The following is an 18,722-nucleotide window of genomic DNA, read 5'->3' on the forward strand; positions in this document are numbered from 1 at the left end:
AGAACCAGCGGTATTCGTCGGCGTCTCCATGACCTTTTCACTCACATTCCTTTTTCTGCGTGGCAGTAATGCGGACATCGATGCCCCACAAAGGGGTCCGAGTAGCTACTCAAAGATCGGCGTTCGCCAGCTGCGAGGCGTTTTCGTTGTACGTCGCGTTGAGGTTTCCGTAGAACGTGCCGTACCCCTCGGGATCCCACTGATCTCGCGGGCCGCTGTAGTTGCTGTTGTAGTAGACCCAATAGACCCAACTGGCCTCGTTGTAGGCTGAGGCCGCATTGTTCTTCACGTGCTGGGATTCGCCGCTTCCGCTGGTCATGAAGATATAAGCCGGGCAGCCCTGGTCGCTGCACGCGGGCTCGATGACGCCGTAATTCGGAACCTGTCCGAAAATTCCGACTCGGGAACCACCGAGATTGGAGTTGTAGAACAGGCAGAGTGTGCCCTCGTAGTGCGAGCAGGTGGTGTAGTCGCCGTTGCCCAGGGCTGCCGCCGGCGGAGCAGTGCACAGGAGGGCGGCGACGGTGAAGATGGCTGCGCCAAATGCGAGTCCGAGACGCACAGGAATCCTTTCGAATGTACTGGAGATTTTCAGGTGTTACGGATTGACGTCAATTGCCCGACAGTGTTTTTAGAACCCCTTTAATTTCGTTCGAAATTCTTCCGGTAGGGTGGCGATCACCATTCGAAGGGGTCAATGATGAAGCGATACGCAGTGCGGGTGACGGCGTCGCTCGGCCTGGTGGCTGTTTTTTGTGCGGGATGCAGTGGTTCCGGAGACGAGAAGAGTGCCGCTCGGCCGTCCGGGAGTCTTGCTTCGCGGTCGAGCGAATCACCCGCACCAACGAAGGCGCAGATCGCCGAGAACGTGAAGAATTCTCTCGAGGGGCGCATATCGGCAGACGAGGAAAAACTTGGTTCCGGTGTGGAGTCCTCGTGTTCACCGACATCACCCCAGCTCTTCACCGCCACATGTCAGGCGGCGGCCGACGCCACATCCGATGCCGCCGACCTGGCCTTGCGCGAAATCCACGGACACGCGGGATTTGCGACGTTGGACTCCAGTGCGCGGAAAATCCAGGAGGCCGTGCGCGAGTACGCCTCCTTGGGGTGCGCGACCGGGCCCACGGCACCGGACGTCCGCCGAGCCTGCCTCGACCCGGCAGCCGTGATAGCTCAGGGGTTCTCGGATCTGCGCGACGGGGCCAACCTGGGCCTTGCGGGCAAGTAGTCGACGGGACACGGTCATCCTGGGTCTCCCTCGTCGGATGGATCGCACGGAACGGGTTGGTGGCTCAGTGACGGAGAGCTTCCAGGGGTTCGACGCGGGCTGCGCGCAGGGCTGGATAGAGCCCGGCGAGGAACCCGACGACCGTTCCCATGAGCGGGGCGGGCAGTACCGCGTAGGGCTGAAGGACGGCGGTCCAGTGGCGGACCAGGGCCGTGCCGAGGACGACGGCGACCCCGATGGCCGTGCCGGTCAGACCGCCCAGGACCCCCAGAGAGGTGGACTCGGTGAGGAACTGGGCCGCGATGTGACGGCGGCGGGCGCCCAGGGCCCGGCGCAGGCCGATCTCACCCTTTCTTTCCAGGACGGACACGAGCGTGGTGTTCGCGATACCGACCGCTCCCACGAGCAGACAGATCGCCGCGAGGGCGAGGAACAGCCCGGACAGGTCGGTGTCGACCTGGTCGCGTAGTTGGTGCGGGTCGGGCGGCGGGACGGCGTGCAGGAGGCCGGGGTGGGCGGGCAGCAGCGCCAGGGGTGCCTGCCGAGCGATCAGCGCTGCGGCCCCGGTCCGAGTCCGGATCAGCGCCTGGGCGGGATCGTCCGTCGGGGGGCCGTAGGCGTTCAGTGCCGAGCTGGAAGGGATGAGCACCGAGAGCAGACTCTGAGGCAGGCGCCGGGTGGTCGAGATGATGCCGAGGACGGTGTAGGCCGTTCCGTCGATGAAGACAGCGGGTTGGTTGTCGACCCGGGTGATACCCAACAGGCGGGCCGCAGCGGTCCCCAGGAGGCAGACCCGTTCCTCGCGCCGCTGATGGAACTCGTTGAACAGGGTCCCGGTGGACAGCGTCGGCTGCATGGCGCGCAGCGTCCCGGGAGAGGCCGCGAGCACACGCAGACCGGTGCGATCGCTGTCGGTGGTTGCGTCCGCGGTGACGTCGGGCCGCGCGGAGACGATGGGGTGCCGCAGCGGTGCGTTCCACCAGACACCGGCGTCCACGACGCCGTTGAGGCGCCCCAGTCGTTGATCGGTGTCGGCCGGGAAGTCCATGCCGCTGCCCTGAGCCGCAAGGGAGTCTTGTGGCGTGGCCCCGGTGTCGTCGACGGTCACCGTGGTGTCCTGCAAGAGGCTGAACGATCTGCCGATCTGTCCGGTGGCGGTGGAGGTCAGACCGAGCACGGAGACGAAGGCACCCACTCCCAGGACGGTTCCGAGCAACGTCAGCACGGAGCGCCCCGGCCGCTCGACGACGCCGGTCAGCGCCTCGGCCACCATGTCGCGCCAGGTGAGCCGGGTGGCGGCCGACCCTTCGTGGCGTCGCCACCTCACTGACGGCCTCCCGCACTCCGGCCGCCCGGTGCCGGCTCGCTCAAACGGCCGTCCAGCATGGTGACTTGTCGTCGTGCGCGCTGTGCCACAGCCGGGTCGTGGGTGATGACGACGATGGTGACCCCGGCCTGGTTGAGCTCCGCCAACAGGTCCATCACGGTGCCGGCTGTCACCGAGTCCAGGTTTCCCGTCGGTTCGTCGCACAGCAGGATGTCCGGTGCACTGACCACGGCACGCGCTATGGCCACCCGTTGCCTCTCGCCTCCCGACAATCGGCCAGGCAGCGCGTCCAGCCGGTGGCCGAGGCCGACCCGGCCCAGTGCACGCGCCGCGTCGGCCTGTCGGTGTTCGCCGCGCGCGGTGACGTAGAGCCGTGCGAGCGCGACGTTTTCCAGCGCGGTGCGGTGGGGCAACAGGTGAAAGGCCTGGAAGACGAACCCGACCCGGCGCCCGCGCAGCGCGGCGCGGTCCCGTTCGGTCAGGGTCGCCACGTCGGTGCCGGAGAGCCGGTAGGTGCCGTGGGTGGGGCGGTCCAGCAGCCCCATGAGGTTGAGAAGAGTCGACTTGCCGGACCCGGACGGGCCCACGACGGCCAGGAAGTCACCGGTCTCGACGCGAAGGTGCGTCGGATGGAGGGCGGTGACCGGCGGCGGACCGGGATAGGCCTTGCTGACGCCCTGGAGGTCCAGCACCGGAGGAGAGGCGGTAGCGGTCATGTGCCCACCACCACGCGCTCTCCGGCCCGGAGGCTGTAGCCACGCGCCGGTGTGACCTGCACCAGACCGTCGGCCGAGACTCCTGTCGTCACCGGCACGGTGCGTTGCCCGACCGAGGTGGTCACCACGGTGACCGTGGACCGGGCGTCCGCGCCCGCCGTGATGGCCGCTTCGGGAACGGCGGTGACGGCCCGCGACGTTGCGGCCGCTGTGAGGGTGATACGGACGTCCTGGTCGGCGAACCTGCGGTCCCACGACCCGCTGCCTTCGACCCTGACCGGTACGTAGGCGCCGTCCGGCCGCGCGGCTGCGGCGCTGTTGTCCGACGCCCCGTTGTCCTTCCCGGTGTCGGGGGTGACCAAGGCACCCACCGACGCCACCGCTCCCGTGGCATGGGCGCCGGTCGCCTCCGCCAGGATGTCGGCCTTCGCTCCGGCCGTGACGAGGCCGCGTTCGGAGGGATCGAGGAATCCGGTGAGCGTCATGTCGCCGCGGGCGAGAGTGATGACCGGGCCCTTGACTGCGTCACCCACGTGGACAGGCACGGACACCACCCGCGCAGGCAGTGAGGGTACGAAAACGACTTCGGACGACGGCAGGGTCACGTCGGCCTCGGGCTCGGCTTTCCGGGACCCGGCTGTCCCCGCGGAGACGGCCTCAGCGGGTGTGGCGAGCGGCGGCGCGTAACCCATCGCGGCGTACATGTGCCGCACGGCGGCCGCCGTACCGGCGCCGAACATGCCGGACGGATCGGGACCGGTCGTCCGGCCCGTGGCGTGCAGTGCCCTCTGCAACTGGACGACGTCCTTGCCCTCTTCGCCCACGGTCAGATCGCGATACATGGGAAAGGACCCAGGCAGCGCGAAGACGGGACGCGCGTCGTACTCCACCAGCGGCTGCGCCGCGTTCACCCGCTGGCCGGGCCGCGCGAAGACGCCCGTGACCACGAGTGCGGACGGCTGTGCAGTGGGCTGGGTGACAGCGACAGCGGTGGGAGTGGCCGACACGGTTCTTCCGTCCGAGAAGGACCCGCGAAAGACCAGGGTGTTCCGCAGGACCTGACGCACCACCGGGGCCGTGATGACGGTTGCCTTCGGCGCCTGGGAACGAGCGGCGGCTTCCGCCGGCGACTGCACCCACTGCGTCGCGTACACACCACTCGCCGACAGCACGGCCGAGAAGCACGCGGCCACTACCGTCCACCTGCGGCGACGTACCAGCCGTGAGCCTGCGTCCGCACCGTCCGGCGACGTCGGACCGCCCGCCTCCTCAGTGGAGAGAAACACGTTCACGTGTCTCTCCCGACGGTCTCGCCGCCGGTGCACGGCGGTATCGGCGAGTGGTTCACGAGGACGCCCCCTCGGCGATGACCTTCGCGGAGCGCTCGAGTGTCTGACGAGCGGTTGACCGCACTTGGGTCAGGCCTTCCTGGTTCTTCTCGATCAGCGACTTCTGGACGGTCGATTCCACGGCGACCCAGATACCGACGAGGTTCGTCTTCTTCTTGCACGCCACGTCCGATTCCGCCATGTGAATCTCGGAAGCCGTCGGCGAGGCGGACAAACGGGTTCTGAGCGGTTCCAAAGGCGTGCTGAAGGTATAACCGTTCTTCCGCATGCACGCCGACCACGATCGGAAAGCGCCGTTCACCTGGGGTGCTGCCATGGATTGCTGGAAACTGGCGTCGTTGATGCTCTCAGGCAACCGTTCGTCAAGCCCTGTGCCCAGCTTTCGCTCCGCCTCGCCGGAACATCCATGAGCCGGGATCTTCTGCCCTTGGTACTGCTTCACGTGCAGACCGCCGCCGTCAGCCCGCGGGTTGTCCCCCAAGAACACGTCACGTGCGGCATCACTCATCGGCTGCGCGTCGGCCGGTGGGGCCGGCAGGACGTTCGTGGGCAGGTGGTAGCCGTAACGTGCCGCAGTCGTCGCATCGGAAACCCCGTAACGTCGAGCCATATTGGCCGCATCTCCCTTCGGGTCACTGGGAGACTTCCACCCCGGGTCGACGGCGTAGTCAAAACCGAAGCGGGCCATGCACTGCCGAACGAGGATTTTCGACGCGTAGAGCATCTCCGCGTCCTCGTCGTTCTTCAGCAGGTAGTCCTCGACGGGCAGCGTGACCGAGTTGGTGGAAGAAAGTGTGGGCGTGGCGGTCGGTGATGCTTGTGTGGCCACAAGGTCTGCTCCTGGCTGCCGCGTTGTGGTGTCAGACGATTCGCAGGCGCTGGTCGAGACCATGAACCCCGCGACAGTGAGTGCGGCCATCACCCCGCGAATTGGTTTTCTGCCGGCCACTTTGCTCCCACCTCAAGGACTGTCTGGCCTGAGGCCGGCGAGAAGAACCCGCCCACGACCGAGCAACCAGAAGCTCTCGTATACCTGCTGACGGGACATCAGCCACCCCCCGTGACACCGCGTCGACTCCGATGTGTGCGACCGCAGCAGATGGTGGCATGGCCCGCGGGCGACAGGCTTTGCAGGCCTTTTTTCCCTCAATCGGCGGCAAAGGAATCTCCAGTTGATCACCAGCAATCAGCATGGATGGCAAGCGCCCGCTGAGCGAATGGAGCCGATTTTTCCCGGACTGTCTCCGATGGCCTGCGACTTCACAGCTCCAGGAACTTGAACCTGTCTTTGCGGAATATCTCCGAAAGCACCCGAATCGGAATTTTTCGCACACCACTCCGGGCGAGGGTGAGAGGCACTTCCAGTTCGCCGATAGCATCACCTCATGTCTTCCCCGATACCACGCCGCTACTGGCTGACGCCCCTGCTGGTCGTGGCACTGGCGGCATTCGGCTACTACGCGTTCCAGCCTGTGCGGGAAGCCTGCACGCTGACCTCCGGACCGTACGGCTCCACCTTCAGTCCGAGCAGCGCCCAAGCCTCCAGCAGCGATCGGTGCGGCGAAGAGCGCATCCGCTTCACGACCTGGTTCGGGGGAGGGACGCCGTGAACCTGGGCACCCAAGGCGGGGTCTTGGCTGCGAGACGGCGCCGAGTGACATGGCGCCTCGGGGGCGCAGGCTGTATCGATCTGTGGCTCCGCCGCGCGGGCGCGACCAGCCACACCGGCCCGCGGCGAATCACCGCGCCCCGACCACCGCTTCAGCCACCGCCCGCAGATTGACCTTGCCCCGCCCGTAAGAACACACCGCACCCCCGTCCGGCAGCCCCGTGGCGACCTCGACCGCCCCGGGCCGCCGGGCGACGAGCACATCCCTCAGGCGCCGCTGCCAGGCATACAGCCCCGCATCACATGTGGCCACGACGAGCGGGGCCCCTCCGGCCTTGGCCAGAATCTCCGCAGCCACGCCCTCCAGATCCGCCGGCTCCCCCGCCACCGCCGTCCCCGTGGCCGTCGGATCGACCACCAGCACCTGGGTCAGCAGATCCTCCCCACCCCAGTTCAACGCCGGATGCGGCGCCGGGAACAGATCCACGACATGCGCCCCCCGCACCCCCAAGGAAGGCGCCCCGACGGCCCGCCGAGCCGCCTCCAGCCCCGCCTCCGCGTCCCACGGGGCGACCGCCGCCGCCGGTGTCGCATACCGCTCGACCAGCCGCTGCACCCGCCCCGCCGCCTCCCGGACCCGTTCCTCGGCCAGCACCCCTTCCCGCAGCGCCTCCAGCACGGCGTCCCGGCACTCCAGGGTGACGCGCAGATCGGGTACGGCGACGATGACCTGGTCGGCCCCGGCGGCGAGGGCGATCCGCGCCCCCGCGGCCTCCCCGTACAGGTCGGCGATGGCCTTCATCTCCAGCGCGTCGCTGACCAGCACCCCCTCGAACTCGAACTCGTGCCGCAGCAGATCCCCGAGGATCCGCCGGCTGAGCGTGGCCGGCCGGTTCGCGTCGAGCGCCGGGAAGACGACATGTGCGCTCATCAGCATCGGCACCCCCGCGGCGATCGCGGCCCGGAAGGGTTCGAGGTCGAGTTCCTCGTACGGCCGCGGGTCGACGGCGAGTTCGTGGTGGCTGTCGGTGAGCGTGCCGCCGTGGCCGGGGAAGTGCTTGGCGCAGGAGGCGATGCCGCGGGCCTCGGTCGCGGCGATCCAGGCGCTCAGGTGCCGGGAGACGAGCCCGCTCTCCTCACCGAAGGCCCGCGTGCGCACGATCGGGTTGTCGGCCTTCCGCTGCACGTCAGCGACGGGGGCGTAGGAGGCGGTGATGCCGAGGGCGGCCAGGTGACCGGCGAGCGCGTCGGCGCAACGGGCGGTCAGGGCCGGGTCGTCGACGACGCCGAGGGCGTAGGAGCCGGGGACCTCCGGGGCGCCCGCGGCCACCAGGTGCCCGATGCCGCCGCCCTCGTTGTCGATGGCGACCAGCAGGTCGGGGCGCAGGGCCCGCAGGGTGTCGGTGAGGCGGCGCACCTGCTCCGCGTCGCGCACGTTGCGGGTGAACAGGATGACCCCGCCGAGGCCGCGGTCGATGAGCCGCTTGAGCGTGTCGGGGACGGCGGTGGTCCCCTCGAACCCGGCGACGAGACAGCGGTGTGCGGCCTCGTCGAGGTCGACGGGCAGGGCGGTGCGGACAGACGGGTGCTCGGTGTGGGTCACCCCCGGAATCCTCTGGCTCGATCAGCCGAAAGTCAACAGACCAATGGTTCGGTCATTCACTCCGGGGGTGCCGGTGTCAGCCCTCGTCCGGCGTCAGCTCTCGTCCGCCGTCAGCTCTCGTCCGCCGTCAGCCGCAGCGAGATGCTGTTGATGCAGTAGCGCTGGTCGGTGGGGGTCGGATACCCCTCACCCTCGAACACGTGCCCGAGGTGCGAGCCGCAGCGGGCGCAGCGCACCTCGGTGCGGACCATCCCGTGGGAGCGGTCCTCGATGAGCTCGACCGCGTCGGTGTCCTTCGGGTCGTAGAAGGACGGCCAGCCGCAGTGCGACTCGAACTTCGTGGTGGAGGTGAAGAGTTCGGCGCCGCAGGCGCGGCAGGAGTACACACCGGTGGTCTTGGTGTCGGTGTACTCACCGGTGAAGGCCGGCTCGGTCCCGGCCTTGCGGAGTACGGCGTACTCGGCCGGCGTCAGCTCCGCTCGCCACTGCTCGTCCGGCTTTTCGACGTCGTACGACATGAAGCTCAGCCCCTTACTGCGCGAGACGGTCCAGGATCAGCGGGCCCAGGTCGGTGACGTCACCCGCGCCCATGGTGAGAACGAGATCACCGGCCTTCGCCATTCCCGCGACCACCGACGGCACGTCCGCCTTGTCGCGGACCGGCGTCACGTCCGCACCCGCGGCCCGGGCCGCCTCGATGATCAGCTCGCTCGTCACCCCGGGGACCGGGTCCTCGCGGGCCGGGTAGATGTCCAGGACGACCGAGGCGTCGGCCAGCGCCAGCGCCTGGCCCATCTCCTTGCCGAGCTCCTGGGTCCGTGAGAACAGGTGGGGCTGGAAGACCACGAGGATGCGGGCGTCACCGGCGGCCGCGCGCATGGCCTCCAGGTCGGCCGTCATCTCGGTGGGGTGGTGGGCGTAGGAGTCGACGACCTGCACCCCGGCGGCCTCGCCCTTGAGCTGGAGGCGCCGCTTGACGCCGGTGTAGGCGGCCAGGGCGGGCGCGAGTTCGGCGGCGGGGATCCCGAGGGCCACGCCCGCGGCCAGCGCGGCCACCGCGTTGTGCGCGTAGTGGCGGCCGGGGACGGAGACCGCGAAGGTGAGCTCGGCACCGTCGAGGAGCACGGTGACCTCGCTCTTCAGGCCCTGCGGAACCACCGAGAGGACCCGCACGTCCGCGTCCTCGGCGTCGCCGTACGTCACCACGCGCACACCGCTCGCCGTGACCCGGCGGGTCAGCTCCCGGGCGCCCTCGTGGTCCGCGTTGACCACCAGCGTGCCGCCCTCGGTGACCCGGCCGACGAACGTCTCGAAGGACTCGTAGATCTCGTCCATGGAGGCGTAGTTGGCGTGGTGGTCGAGCTCGACGTTGAGGACGATCGCGACCTCGGGGGCGTACTTGTGGAAGCTGCGGTCGCTTTCGTCCGCCTCGGCGACGAAGATCTCGCCCTCGCCGTGCAGGGCGTTGGAGCCGGGGGCGTCGAGGTCCCCGCCGATCGCGTACGACGGCTTCAGGCCCAGCGTGGACAGGGAGACGGCCAGCATCGAGGTCGTGGTCGTCTTGCCGTGCGTGCCCGCAACGGCGATCGGCCGGAGGCCGTCCATCAGGGAGGCGAGGGCGTCGGACCGGTGGACGACCGGGATGCCGAGTTCGGCGGCCCGGGCGAGCTCGGGGTTGTCGGCCCGGATCGCCGAGGAGACGACCACACAGGTGGCGTCGGAGGCGAGGTGCTCCGCCGCGTGCCCGATGTGCACGGTCGCGCCCAGCGCCCGCAGCGCCTCGGCGGTCGCCGACTCCTTGGCGTCGCTGCCCGCCACCTTGGCCCCGCGCTGCGCGAGGATCTTCGCGATCCCCGACATCCCGGCCCCACCGATCCCGATGAAGTGCGGTCGGTCCATGGCGGTAGGAAGGCCGGGTGCCATGCGTGTGTCTCCCCAAAGTGGTGCGGTACGAGTGCGGGGCTCAGCCTATGCCTTGCTGTGCGAGAACAGCTTCAGCACCGGAACGCCCACCTTGTGACGGGCCCGGGACGCCCAGTCGCGGTGGAAGAACTCCTCCACGTAGTGGGGGTCGGTCAGGACGATCACCTCGTCCGCGCCGATCTCGTCGACCAGGGACTTCAGCGCGTCCAGGGGGTGGTCCTCGATGAGCCGCCCCTCGGCCTCGCTGCCGGAGGCTCTGAGCGCCTGGAGGGAGACCGCGAGGGCCTGCTCGCCGACCCCCTTGGCGTCCTCGCCCTCGGGTGTCTCGCGCTCCCGCACGGCCTCGTCCAGTTCGCCCAGCGCCACGTCGTCGATGGCCCGCAGCAGCCGGTCCGCCTGATCACCCCGCGGCTGGAGCAGCACGTGGAACGCGACGGACTCGTCCCCGTGCAAGGTGGTGACGAACTCCACGTCGGCGGACGTCAGGGCCTTCTCGATCATCAAAACGCTTGTGAACACCGGGGCGTCCCCTTCTCTGCGCGTTGCGGAAACCATCCTGCCCCGTGATCGCACGGGTACTGCCGGACTCAGTGTGCCCGCCGGACATCAAACGGAACGACAGATTCCGCCGATGTCGGCGACAGCGGTACCGATCGAACCCCTATACCCATACGCCCGCGGTCAAGGCCGGCGATACCTGCTGTAGAGGAATCCGTCCTCCTCCAGCAGGGAGGCCAGCGCGAACCTCGCCGGGACCGCGACCGACGGGCCCCCGGCGATGCGCTGCGCGTCCCCCGCGGTGAGCATCGGCGACAGGGTCAGACAGAGCTCGTCGAGCACCCCGGCGGCCACCAGCTGCCCGAGCAGCCGGGGGCCGCCCTCGGTGAGCAGCCGGGTGTGCCCGAGGTCGGCCAGCGCCCGCACGGCCCGCGCGGGGTCCACGCCGACACCGTCGCCGGCGATCACCACCCGCGCTCCGGCCTTCTCGGCCGCGGCGATCCGGTCGGGGGCCGCCGCCGCGCCGGTGAGGATCAGCGTGGGCACCAGGGGCGAGGTGTACAGCGGCAGGGAGAAGTCCAGGTCCAGGCTCGCGCTGATCACGGCGATCGCCGGGGCCGGCCCCTGTCCGGCCGCCTCCCGCGCGACCGCGAACTCCGCACGCGCGCGTGCCGGCCGGTACCCCTCCTGGCGGACCGTTTCCGCACCGACCACCACCACGTCCGCCAGCGCCCGAAGGGTGCCGAAGATCCGCATGTCGGTCGCGGTGGAGATGGGCTGCGAACGGCCCTCGTGCTGGGCGGCCCCGTCGAGGGTGGAGACCATGTTGGCGCGCAGCCAGACCTCGGGGGCCCCGGGCCCTGCGCCCGGTCCGAGCGCGGGGTACGCGTAGGCGGCGGCCAGCTCGTCGAGGCCCCACTCGTGACCGGCCTCCGCCTCGGGGCTACGGATCTCTGTCGCGGGACTGCGGATCTCTGTCTCTGGGCTACGGACCTCTGTAGCGGGACTGCGGATCCCCGTCTCGGGGCTACGGATCTCTGTCTCGTCGGTCACAGGGAACAGGCGTCGCATGTCGTGCAGTCTGGCACGGCGCTTAGCATGGTGAACCGTGTCTACTTCCCCCGCCGCGTCCGGGTCCGGTTCGATGACCGACACCGCCCCGCCATCCCTGTGCGACCGCGCGCCGCATGTCCCCGCGGACCGGCTGGTCGCCGAGATGGTGCCGCCGCCGCGGTTCGACTCGGTGCGTTTCGACACCTACATCCCGGACCCGAACCAGCCCAGCCAGACCGAGGCCGTGCGGGTCCTGGAGGGCTTCGCGGCGGGTCTCGGCGGCGCCCACGCGGTCGGCGGCGGCAAGCGCGGCTTCCTCGGACTCGGCAATGCCTTCGGCAGGGCCAAGGCGGCCAAGGCGCCGGCAGGCCCCCGCGGGGTCTACCTCGACGGCGGCTACGGCGTCGGCAAGACCCACCTGCTGGCCTCCCTCTGGCACGCCACTCCCGCCGAGCCCTCCCTCAAGGCCTTCGGCACCTTCGTCGAGCTGACCAACCTGGTCGGCGCCCTCGGCTTCCAGCAGACGGTGCAGACGCTCTCCGGCCACCGTCTGCTGTGCATCGACGAGTTCGAGCTGGACGACCCGGGCGACACCGTTCTGGTCTCCACGCTGCTCGGCAAGCTGGTCGACGCGGGTGTGGCGCTCGCCGCCACCTCCAACACCCTGCCGGGCAAGCTCGGCGAGGGCCGGTTCGCGGCCGCCGACTTCCTGCGCGAGATCCAGGGCCTCGCGGCACAGTTCCGCCCGCTGCGCATCGACGGCGAGGACTACCGCCACCGCGGGCTGCCCGAGGCGCCGGCGCCGTTCACCGACGAGGAGGTCAGGACGGCGGCGTACGCCACCGAGGGCGCCTCGCTGGACGACTTCCCGAGCCTGCTGACCCACCTCGCGAAGGTCCACCCGAGCCGGTACGGCGCCCTGACCGACGGTCTGAAGGCGGTGTGCCTCACCGACGTCCAGCCGGTGCCGGACCAGTCGACCGCGCTGCGGCTCGTGGTGCTCGCGGACCGTCTCTACGACCGCGAGGTGCCGGTCCTGGCCTCCGGGCTGCCCTTCGACCGGCTGTTCAGCGAGGAGATGCTGAACGGCGGCTACCGCAAGAAGTACTTCCGCGCGATATCCCGACTCACCGCGCTGGCCCGCGACGCCAAGGGGCTCGTCGCCTGACCACAGCTCGCCCCACCACAGCGAAACATCGCACGTCAAGGGCCAGTTCGCGACAGCGACCCGGCGCGCTTCAGCCTCTCTTCAGCTGGAAACGTTAAGTTAACCCAGCAAACAACTTTGCCGGGCTAAGGTGTTTCTTGACCAGCCGTTGACCAGGCGTTGGTCTGGACTAGAGATGTGAACTACGGGAGGGGGGCGCATGTTTCGAGGTGGAGCGGTACGCACCGCGCTCGCGGCCCTCACGGCTGTCCTGTTCGCCCTCCAGTTCTTCGCACCCACCGAGGGCTTCGCAACCGCGCACACGGTTCGTCAAGTCGAGGCCAAAGCTCCTGCCGGAACCAAACCCACCGGCAGCACGCTGCGCATCGAAGCCGCCACGAAGCGCCACTGCAACCCCGCGGGCGACCCGACCGGTCCCCTGCGCGCACGCGACCGGCACCGCGCCGTCGACTTCGCACCCCAGGGGCCCGACCGCGCGGCACTGGCCCAGGAGTCGGCGACGACACCCGGGCACCACTCCGTACCGAGCGGATTCCCCCTGTCGAGACCCTCGACAGCCCACGCTCCGGCGGCACTTCAGGTCTTCCGCTGCTGACAGCCACTGACAACTGCCGACAGCCGCTGACGACCGCTGACAGCTGTCCACACCTGCTGACAGCCGCGCTCCGCTGCTCTCCGCCGTTCTCCGCCGCTCTCGGCAGCGAAGTCCCCCACCTCACCTGAATCACTGTCATGCGAGCCGACGCGCAGCCGCGCACTCGGCAAGCCCGACGCGCCCCCCACGGCGCGCCAGGAGGAGTCACCACATGCAGCCCCTCATCGACAACGCCCGTACGTTCGGACAGCGCCCTGAGGAGTTCGCCCCGCTGGCCCAAGGCCAGTCCCCCCAGGTTCTGTTCATCACCTGCTCGGATTCCAGGGTCGTCCCGGCCCTGATCACGGGCGCCCGCCCGGGAGAGCTCTTCGAGCTGCGCACCGCGGGCAACATCGTTCCCCCCTACGCCTCCGAGCACCCCACCAGCGAGGCGGCCACCATCGAGTACGCCGTGGAGGTGCTGGGCGTCCGCGACATCGTGGTCTGCGGGCACTCGCACTGCGGGGCCGTCGGCGCCCTGGTCCGCGGCGACGACCTGGACGCCGTACCGGCCGTCCGCGACTGGCTGCACCACGCCACCCCGCGTCCGGCGGGCGCGGCCGAGGACCCGGAGGTCGCCGAGGGCGTGCAGAGCCACGTCCTGGCCCAGATCCTGCGGCTGCGGTCCTACCCGTTCATCGACAAGAAGCTGGCGGAAGAGCAACTGACCCTGCACGCCTGGTACTACGAGGTGCACACCGGCGCCGTCCGCGTCCACCGCACCGAGTCCGACGCGTTCGAGGGTCTGTGATCGCCGTGCTGACCAAATTCCCTCACCTGCGGCAGGACTTCGCCGCCTCCCTGGTCGTCTTCCTGGTCGCGCTCCCGCTCTGCGTGGGCGTGGCCGTCGCCTCCGGCGTCCCGGCCGAACTCGGCCTGGTCACCGGCATAGTCGGTGGGCTGGTCACCGGAGTCATGCGGGGCAGCAGCCTCCAGGTCTCCGGGCCCGCCGCCGGTCTGACCGTGCTCGTCTTCGAGGCGGTGCAGGAGTTCGGGCTGCCCGCGCTCGGGGTGATCGTGCTGGCCGCCGGGCTGATCCAGCTCGCGATGGGCGCCCTGAAGCTGGGGCGCTGGTTCCGGGCGATATCCGTCTCGGTCGTCGAGGGCATGCTGGCCGGCATCGGCCTCGTGCTCATCGCCGGCCAGCTGTACTCCGCGGCCGGCCTGAAGGCGCCCACCACCGGGGTCGACAAAATCCTGGGGCTGCCCGGTGCCGTGGTCGACGCACTCGGCAGCGGCACCGCGCTCACCTCGCTCGCGGTCGGGGCGGGCACCGTCGCGGTGCTGGTCCTCTGGAAAAAGCTGCCCGGGAAGGCACAGACCGTGCCCGGCGCCCTCGCCGCCGTCCTGCTGGCCACCGCGGTCACCCAGGTCTTCGGCCTGTCGATCGCCACCGTCGAGGTGAACGGCCTGCTCGGCTCCATCCAGCCCCCGGGCTCGGAGGCCTTCGGTGAGCTCGCCAACCCGGCGATCTTCGGGACCATCCTCGCGTTCACGCTGATCGCCTCCGCCGAGTCGCTGTTCAGCGCGGCCGCGGTGGACCGGCTGCACGACGGGCCGCGCACCGAGTACGACAAGGAACTGATGGCCCAGGGCGCGGGCAACGCGGTGTGCGGCGCGCTCGGCGCCCTGCCCATGACCGCGGTCATCGTGCGCAGCTCCGCCAACGTCCAGGCGGGTGCGCGGACCAAGGCGTCCCGGGTCATGCACGGTGTGTGGCTGCTGCTGTTCGCGGCCCTGCTGCCCTCCGCGCTCGCCCTGATCCCGCTGCCCGCGCTCGCCGGCATCCTGGTCCACGCGGGCTTCAAGCTGATCCCCTTCCGGGCCATCGTGCCGCTGTGGCGCAGCCACCGCGGTGAGGCGCTGATCCTGGTGGCCACCGCCGTCTCGATCGTCGCGGTCAACATGTTCGAGGGCGTGCTGATCGGTCTGGCGCTGTCCGTCGCCAAGACCGCCTGGGAGGCCTCGCACCTCAAGCTCGAGATCGTCGACAAGGGCGCGGGCCCGATCCAGGCCCACCTGTCGGGCAACGCGACCTTCCTGAGGCTGCCGAAGATCCTCGACAGCCTGGAGTCGCTGCCCCAGGACCGGCCCGTGGAGCTGGACCTCTCGGGCCTGCACCACCTGGACCACGCCTGCCGCACGGCACTGGAGAACTGGGCCGAACGGCACAGTTCGGTCGGCACGGAACCGGTGCGCGTCACCGAGCCGGAGCCGGTGAGGGCTACCGCCCCGTAGCCCTCACCACCTGGTCCGAAGCCATGACGGCCTCGGACCTCACCGCCTGGTCCGAAGCCGTCATGGCTTCGGACCAGGCACCGGGCATATCGTGGCAGGAGCAGACAGAAGGACCTCTCTGAGGAGGTCGGAATGCTCCCAGAACTGTTGGCGGCGGCCGCGGCGACCGCCGCCGCCGGGTGCGTCTACCTCGCGGCGGCGGCCCGGGTGGTCAAGCAGTACGAACGCGGGGTGGTCTTCCGCCTCGGACGCCTCGCGGGCGAGGTACGGGACCCCGGGTTCACGGCGATCGTGCCGTTCGTGGACCGGCTGCACAAGGTGAACATGCAGATCGTCACGATGCCGGTACCGGCCCAGGAGGGCATCACCCGGGACAACGTGACCGTGCGCGTGGACGCGGTCGTCTACTTCCGGGTCGTCGACGCGGCGAGCGCCCTCGTCAAGGTCGAGGACTACAAGTTCGCCGTCTCCCAGATGGCCCAGACCTCGCTGCGCTCGATCATCGGCAAGAGCGAACTGGACGACCTGCTGTCCAACCGCGAGAAACTCAACGAGGGCCTGGAGCTGATGATCGACAGCCCGGCCGTCGGCTGGGGCGTGCAGGTGGACCGCGTCGAGATCAAGGACGTGTCACTGCCGGACGCGATGAAGCGGTCGATGGCCCGGCAGGCCGAGGCCGACCGTGAGCGGCGGGCCCGGATCATCAACGCCGACGCCGAACTCCAGGCCTCCAAGAAGCTCGCTGAGGCCGCCAAGGAGATGTCGGAGCAGCCCGCCGCGCTCCAGCTCCGGCTGCTCCAGACGGTCGTCGCGGTGGCCGCCGAGAAGAACTCCACGCTCGTCCTGCCGTTCCCGGTGGAGCTGCTGCGCTTCCTGGAGCGCGCGCAGGAGCACCCGACCGGGCAGTGACGGAAGGGGACACGCTACGCGCGTGGTTCCCGAGGGCCGACCCAGGTGATAGACACAGCGGCGTCACAGTTCCTGTCCGCCAGCAGGAAGGTCGCACCGCCATGTCCGCAACACGACGTCAAGTCCTCGCCCGCTCAGGGGCCCTCGGGGTCGGCATCGCCTTCACCGGGGCCCTGTCCGAGCTCTTCGCGGGAACCGCCGCCGCCCAGTCCCTCGGCCACACCGGCTACGGCCCCCTCGTCCCCGACCCGAAGGGCCTGCTGGACCTGCCGAAAGGGTTCCGCTACCAGGTCCTCTCCCGCGAGGGCGACCAGCTGCGTTCGGGTGAGGGAAAGGTTCCCTCCAACCACGACGGCATGACCGCGCTGCCCGGCAGACACGGCCGGGTGCACCTGGTCCGCAACCACGAGAACCGCCCCACCGCGCCCCTCCCGGTCCCCACGGTCGAGGGCCTCACCTACGACCCCGCGGGCAAGGGCGGTTGTACGGCCCTCACGCTGGACTCCCGCAACAACGTGCTGTCGGAGCGGGTCGCCATCGCCGGCACCGCCGTCAACTGCGCGGGCGGGCCCACCCCGTGGGGCACCTGGCTGACCTGCGAGGAGACCGAGGACAAGGCCGGCACCAACGGCTACACCAAGGACCACGGCTTCATCTTCGAGGTGAACCCGGTCGACCCGCACCGCTCGGGCGCCGTACCGCTGACCGCGATGGGCCGTTTCCAGCACGAGGCGATCGCGATCGACCCGAAGCGCGGCATCGTCTACGAGACCGAGGACGCCTTCCTCAAGCCCTTCGGCCTCTTCTACCGGTTCCTGCCCAACCGGCCCGAGGGCGGCCCCGGTTCGCTGCGGGCCGGCGGCCGGCTCCAGGCGATGCGGGTGCCCGGCGTGCCCGACCTGTCGGTGATCCAGGAGACCGGGGCCTGCTTCGAGGGCATCGAGTGGGTCGACGTACCGGACCCGCTGGCCACCGAAACCCCTGTCCGGCTCCAGGACTTCGGCCCGAAGGGCATCACCCACGCCCAGAAGCTGGAGGGCTGCTACTGGGGCGGGACCTCCGTCTACTTCGTGTCGTCGTTCGCGCGCAGCTCCGACGGTTCGGCCGCCTCCCACTTCGGGCAGATCTGGCGCTACGACCCCTCGGCGCGCCGGCTCACCCTGGTGATCGTCTTCGGCCCGGACACCGATGTGCAGCTGCCCGGCGAGTCCCCGGACAACATCTGCCTGGCCCCCAGCGGCGGCCTGATGGTGTGCGAGGACGGCAACGGGGCCCAGCACGTCTTCGGCGTGACCCGGCAGGGCGAGGTCTACGCGATGGCCCGCAACGCCCAGAACATCGGCACGCCCGAGGCACCGGAATGGGGCGAGTTCGCCGGCGTCACCTTCTCCCCCGACGGGCAGACGATGTACGTCAACTGCTACACGCCCGGGACCACCTTCGCGGTGACGGGACCCTGGCGCAGGTAGCCGCCCCTCAGGGACGGCCGGCGCGCCCCGGTCCCCCGGCGCGGGATCGAGGGACCGGACCCGGACCGGAAGGGGTGTCCCATGTCCAAGAAGGGCTCGAAAGCCCACGCGGGGAAGAAGGGCTCGAAGGCCGGTGCGGACGTCTCCCTGCGCGAGCTGCTGCGCGTGCCGGGCGGCAAGGCGGTGGACCTGGCCTCCTACGACGCCCGGGAGATCCCGGCCGGCCCTCGGGACAAGAAGGCCGGTCTCGACGCGATGGCCGCGCTCGCCGATCCGCTCGCCGACCTCCAGGAACGGCTGTGGGCGGCGGGCACGGCGGGCGACCGGCGCCGGGTGCTGCTGGTGCTCCAGGGCATGGACACCAGCGGCAAGGGCGGCACGGTCAAGCACGTCATCGGCCTGCTCAACCCCTCCGGCTGCCGTATCCAGGCGTTCAAGGCACCCACGCCGAAGGAACTGGGGCACCCCTTCCTCTGGCGGGTCAAGAAGGCCCTGCCGCAGGCCGGTGAGCTGGGCATCTTCGACCGCTCCCACTACGAGGACGTGCTGATCGCCCGGGTGCGCGAACTCGCCCCGGCCGCCGAGATCGAGCGCCGCTACGACGAGATCAACCGCTTCGAGAAGGCTCTCGCCGACGACGGCGTCACCGTCGTCAAATGCTTCCTGCACATCTCGTACGAAGAACAGCGCGACCGCCTCCTCAAGCGTCTCGACCGCCCGGACAAGCACTGGAAGTTCAACGTCTCGGACATCGACGAGCGCGCCCTGTGGCCGGCCTACCAGCGGGCGTACCAGATCGCCCTGGAGCGCTGTTCCACCCGGCACGCGCCCTGGTACCTGGTGCCGGCCGACCGCAAGTGGTACCGCAACTGGGCGGTCAGCCGTCTTCTCCTGGAGCACCTGTCCGAGCTGGACCCGCAGTACCCGAAGGCGGACTTCGATGTGGCGCAGGCCCGCAGGCGGCTGCTGGAAGAGTGATTCCCTGGGTACTCGGC

Annotated in this window: 19 protein-coding genes; 8 read left to right on the forward strand and 11 right to left on the reverse strand. The window is 69.8% G+C overall.

Going from position 1 to position 18,722, the window contains the following annotated elements; translation table 11 throughout:
- Positions 1 to 109 precede the first annotated feature (109 nt).
- The 6 genes from IF54_RS39340 to IF54_RS0102025 all read right to left on the reverse strand — a co-directional run bounded on the left by IF54_RS39340 (position 110) and on the right by IF54_RS0102025 (position 5,452).
- On the reverse strand, positions 110 to 562 hold the full coding sequence (locus IF54_RS39340; RefSeq protein WP_051735289.1) for a peptidase inhibitor family I36 protein: 453 nt from the start codon (positions 560 to 562) through the stop codon (positions 110 to 112).
- A gap of 116 nt (positions 563 to 678) precedes the next feature.
- The gene (locus IF54_RS42630; RefSeq protein ID WP_159002056.1) at positions 679 to 966 is read right to left on the reverse strand and encodes a hypothetical protein; all 288 of its coding nucleotides are present in this window, start codon (positions 964 to 966) and stop codon (positions 679 to 681) included.
- 329 nt (positions 967 to 1,295) lie between these two features.
- Positions 1,296 to 2,504 (reverse strand): ABC transporter permease, encoded by a 1,209-nt coding sequence (locus IF54_RS0102010; protein ID WP_078851859.1) that lies wholly within the window; start codon positions 2,502 to 2,504, stop codon positions 1,296 to 1,298.
- Between the two features lie 50 nt (positions 2,505 to 2,554).
- Positions 2,555 to 3,274 (reverse strand): ABC transporter ATP-binding protein, encoded by a 720-nt coding sequence (locus IF54_RS0102015; RefSeq protein ID WP_030313768.1) that lies wholly within the window; start codon positions 3,272 to 3,274, stop codon positions 2,555 to 2,557.
- Positions 3,271 to 4,281, reverse strand: coding sequence for a peptidoglycan-binding domain-containing protein (locus tag IF54_RS0102020; protein ID WP_234438896.1), 1,011 nt, complete (start codon positions 4,279 to 4,281; stop codon positions 3,271 to 3,273). The genes IF54_RS0102015 and IF54_RS0102020 overlap by 4 nt, the downstream gene beginning before the upstream one ends.
- 337 nt (positions 4,282 to 4,618) lie before the next feature.
- Positions 4,619 to 5,452, reverse strand: a complete 834-nt coding sequence (locus tag IF54_RS0102025; protein WP_030313773.1) for a hypothetical protein — start codon at positions 5,450 to 5,452, stop codon at positions 4,619 to 4,621.
- A 556-nt stretch (positions 5,453 to 6,008) separates the two neighbouring features.
- On the opposite strand from IF54_RS0102025, the gene IF54_RS0102030 reads away from it, so the two are divergent.
- Positions 6,009 to 6,233, forward strand: coding sequence for a hypothetical protein (locus tag IF54_RS0102030; RefSeq protein WP_030313776.1), 225 nt, complete (start codon positions 6,009 to 6,011; stop codon positions 6,231 to 6,233).
- A 129-nt stretch (positions 6,234 to 6,362) separates the two neighbouring features.
- On the opposite strand, the gene IF54_RS0102035 is transcribed toward IF54_RS0102030, so the two are convergent.
- The 5 genes from IF54_RS0102035 to IF54_RS0102055 all read right to left on the reverse strand — a co-directional run bounded on the left by IF54_RS0102035 (position 6,363) and on the right by IF54_RS0102055 (position 11,327).
- Entirely contained in the window at positions 6,363 to 7,835 is a 1,473-nt protein-coding gene (locus IF54_RS0102035; RefSeq protein ID WP_030313778.1) for a glycoside hydrolase family 3 N-terminal domain-containing protein, read from the reverse strand.
- Positions 7,836 to 7,945: 110 nt separating this feature from the next.
- Entirely contained in the window at positions 7,946 to 8,353 is a 408-nt protein-coding gene (gene msrB / locus IF54_RS0102040; protein ID WP_020133748.1) for a peptide-methionine (R)-S-oxide reductase MsrB, read from the reverse strand.
- 13 nt (positions 8,354 to 8,366) lie between these two features.
- Positions 8,367 to 9,758 (reverse strand): UDP-N-acetylmuramate--L-alanine ligase, encoded by a 1,392-nt coding sequence (gene murC / locus IF54_RS0102045; RefSeq protein ID WP_030313780.1) that lies wholly within the window; start codon positions 9,756 to 9,758, stop codon positions 8,367 to 8,369.
- A 45-nt stretch (positions 9,759 to 9,803) separates the two neighbouring features.
- Positions 9,804 to 10,259 (reverse strand): hypothetical protein, encoded by a 456-nt coding sequence (locus tag IF54_RS0102050; RefSeq protein ID WP_020133750.1) that lies wholly within the window; start codon positions 10,257 to 10,259, stop codon positions 9,804 to 9,806.
- Positions 10,260 to 10,439: 180 nt separating this feature from the next.
- Positions 10,440 to 11,327 carry a pyrimidine reductase family protein gene (locus tag IF54_RS0102055; protein WP_234438897.1) on the reverse strand — a complete coding sequence of 296 codons (888 nt, stop codon included), beginning with the start codon at positions 11,325 to 11,327 and terminating at the stop codon, positions 10,440 to 10,442.
- Positions 11,328 to 11,400: 73 nt separating this feature from the next.
- On the opposite strand from IF54_RS0102055, the gene zapE reads away from it, so the two are divergent.
- The 7 genes from zapE to IF54_RS0102095 all read left to right on the forward strand — a co-directional run bounded on the left by zapE (position 11,401) and on the right by IF54_RS0102095 (position 18,705).
- Positions 11,401 to 12,477: a cell division protein ZapE gene (gene zapE / locus IF54_RS0102060; protein ID WP_078851841.1), complete on the forward strand. Its 1,077-nt coding sequence runs from the start codon at positions 11,401 to 11,403 to the stop codon at positions 12,475 to 12,477.
- Positions 12,478 to 12,676: 199 nt separating this feature from the next.
- Entirely contained in the window at positions 12,677 to 13,072 is a 396-nt protein-coding gene (locus tag IF54_RS0102065; RefSeq protein WP_030313786.1) for a hypothetical protein, read from the forward strand.
- A gap of 211 nt (positions 13,073 to 13,283) precedes the next feature.
- Positions 13,284 to 13,862, forward strand: coding sequence for a carbonic anhydrase (locus tag IF54_RS0102070; RefSeq protein ID WP_020133754.1), 579 nt, complete (start codon positions 13,284 to 13,286; stop codon positions 13,860 to 13,862).
- Complete coding sequence (locus tag IF54_RS0102075; RefSeq protein ID WP_030313789.1) at positions 13,859 to 15,349, forward strand: SulP family inorganic anion transporter; 1,491 nt, start codon at positions 13,859 to 13,861, stop codon at positions 15,347 to 15,349. Before IF54_RS0102070 ends, IF54_RS0102075 begins: the two co-directional genes overlap by 4 nt.
- Positions 15,350 to 15,481: 132 nt before the next feature.
- Positions 15,482 to 16,258, forward strand: a complete 777-nt coding sequence (locus IF54_RS0102085; RefSeq protein ID WP_030313791.1) for a slipin family protein — start codon at positions 15,482 to 15,484, stop codon at positions 16,256 to 16,258.
- A 101-nt stretch (positions 16,259 to 16,359) separates the two neighbouring features.
- Positions 16,360 to 17,727, forward strand: coding sequence for a PhoX family protein (locus IF54_RS0102090; protein ID WP_030313793.1), 1,368 nt, complete (start codon positions 16,360 to 16,362; stop codon positions 17,725 to 17,727).
- 81 nt (positions 17,728 to 17,808) lie between these two features.
- Positions 17,809 to 18,705, forward strand: coding sequence for a PPK2 family polyphosphate kinase (locus tag IF54_RS0102095; RefSeq protein ID WP_030313795.1), 897 nt, complete (start codon positions 17,809 to 17,811; stop codon positions 18,703 to 18,705).
- Positions 18,706 to 18,722: the final 17 nt, after the last annotated feature.

The organism is Streptomyces sp. NRRL B-3229, from assembly GCF_000719505.1.
Taxonomy (GTDB): domain Bacteria; phylum Actinomycetota; class Actinomycetes; order Streptomycetales; family Streptomycetaceae; genus Streptomyces; species Streptomyces griseorubiginosus.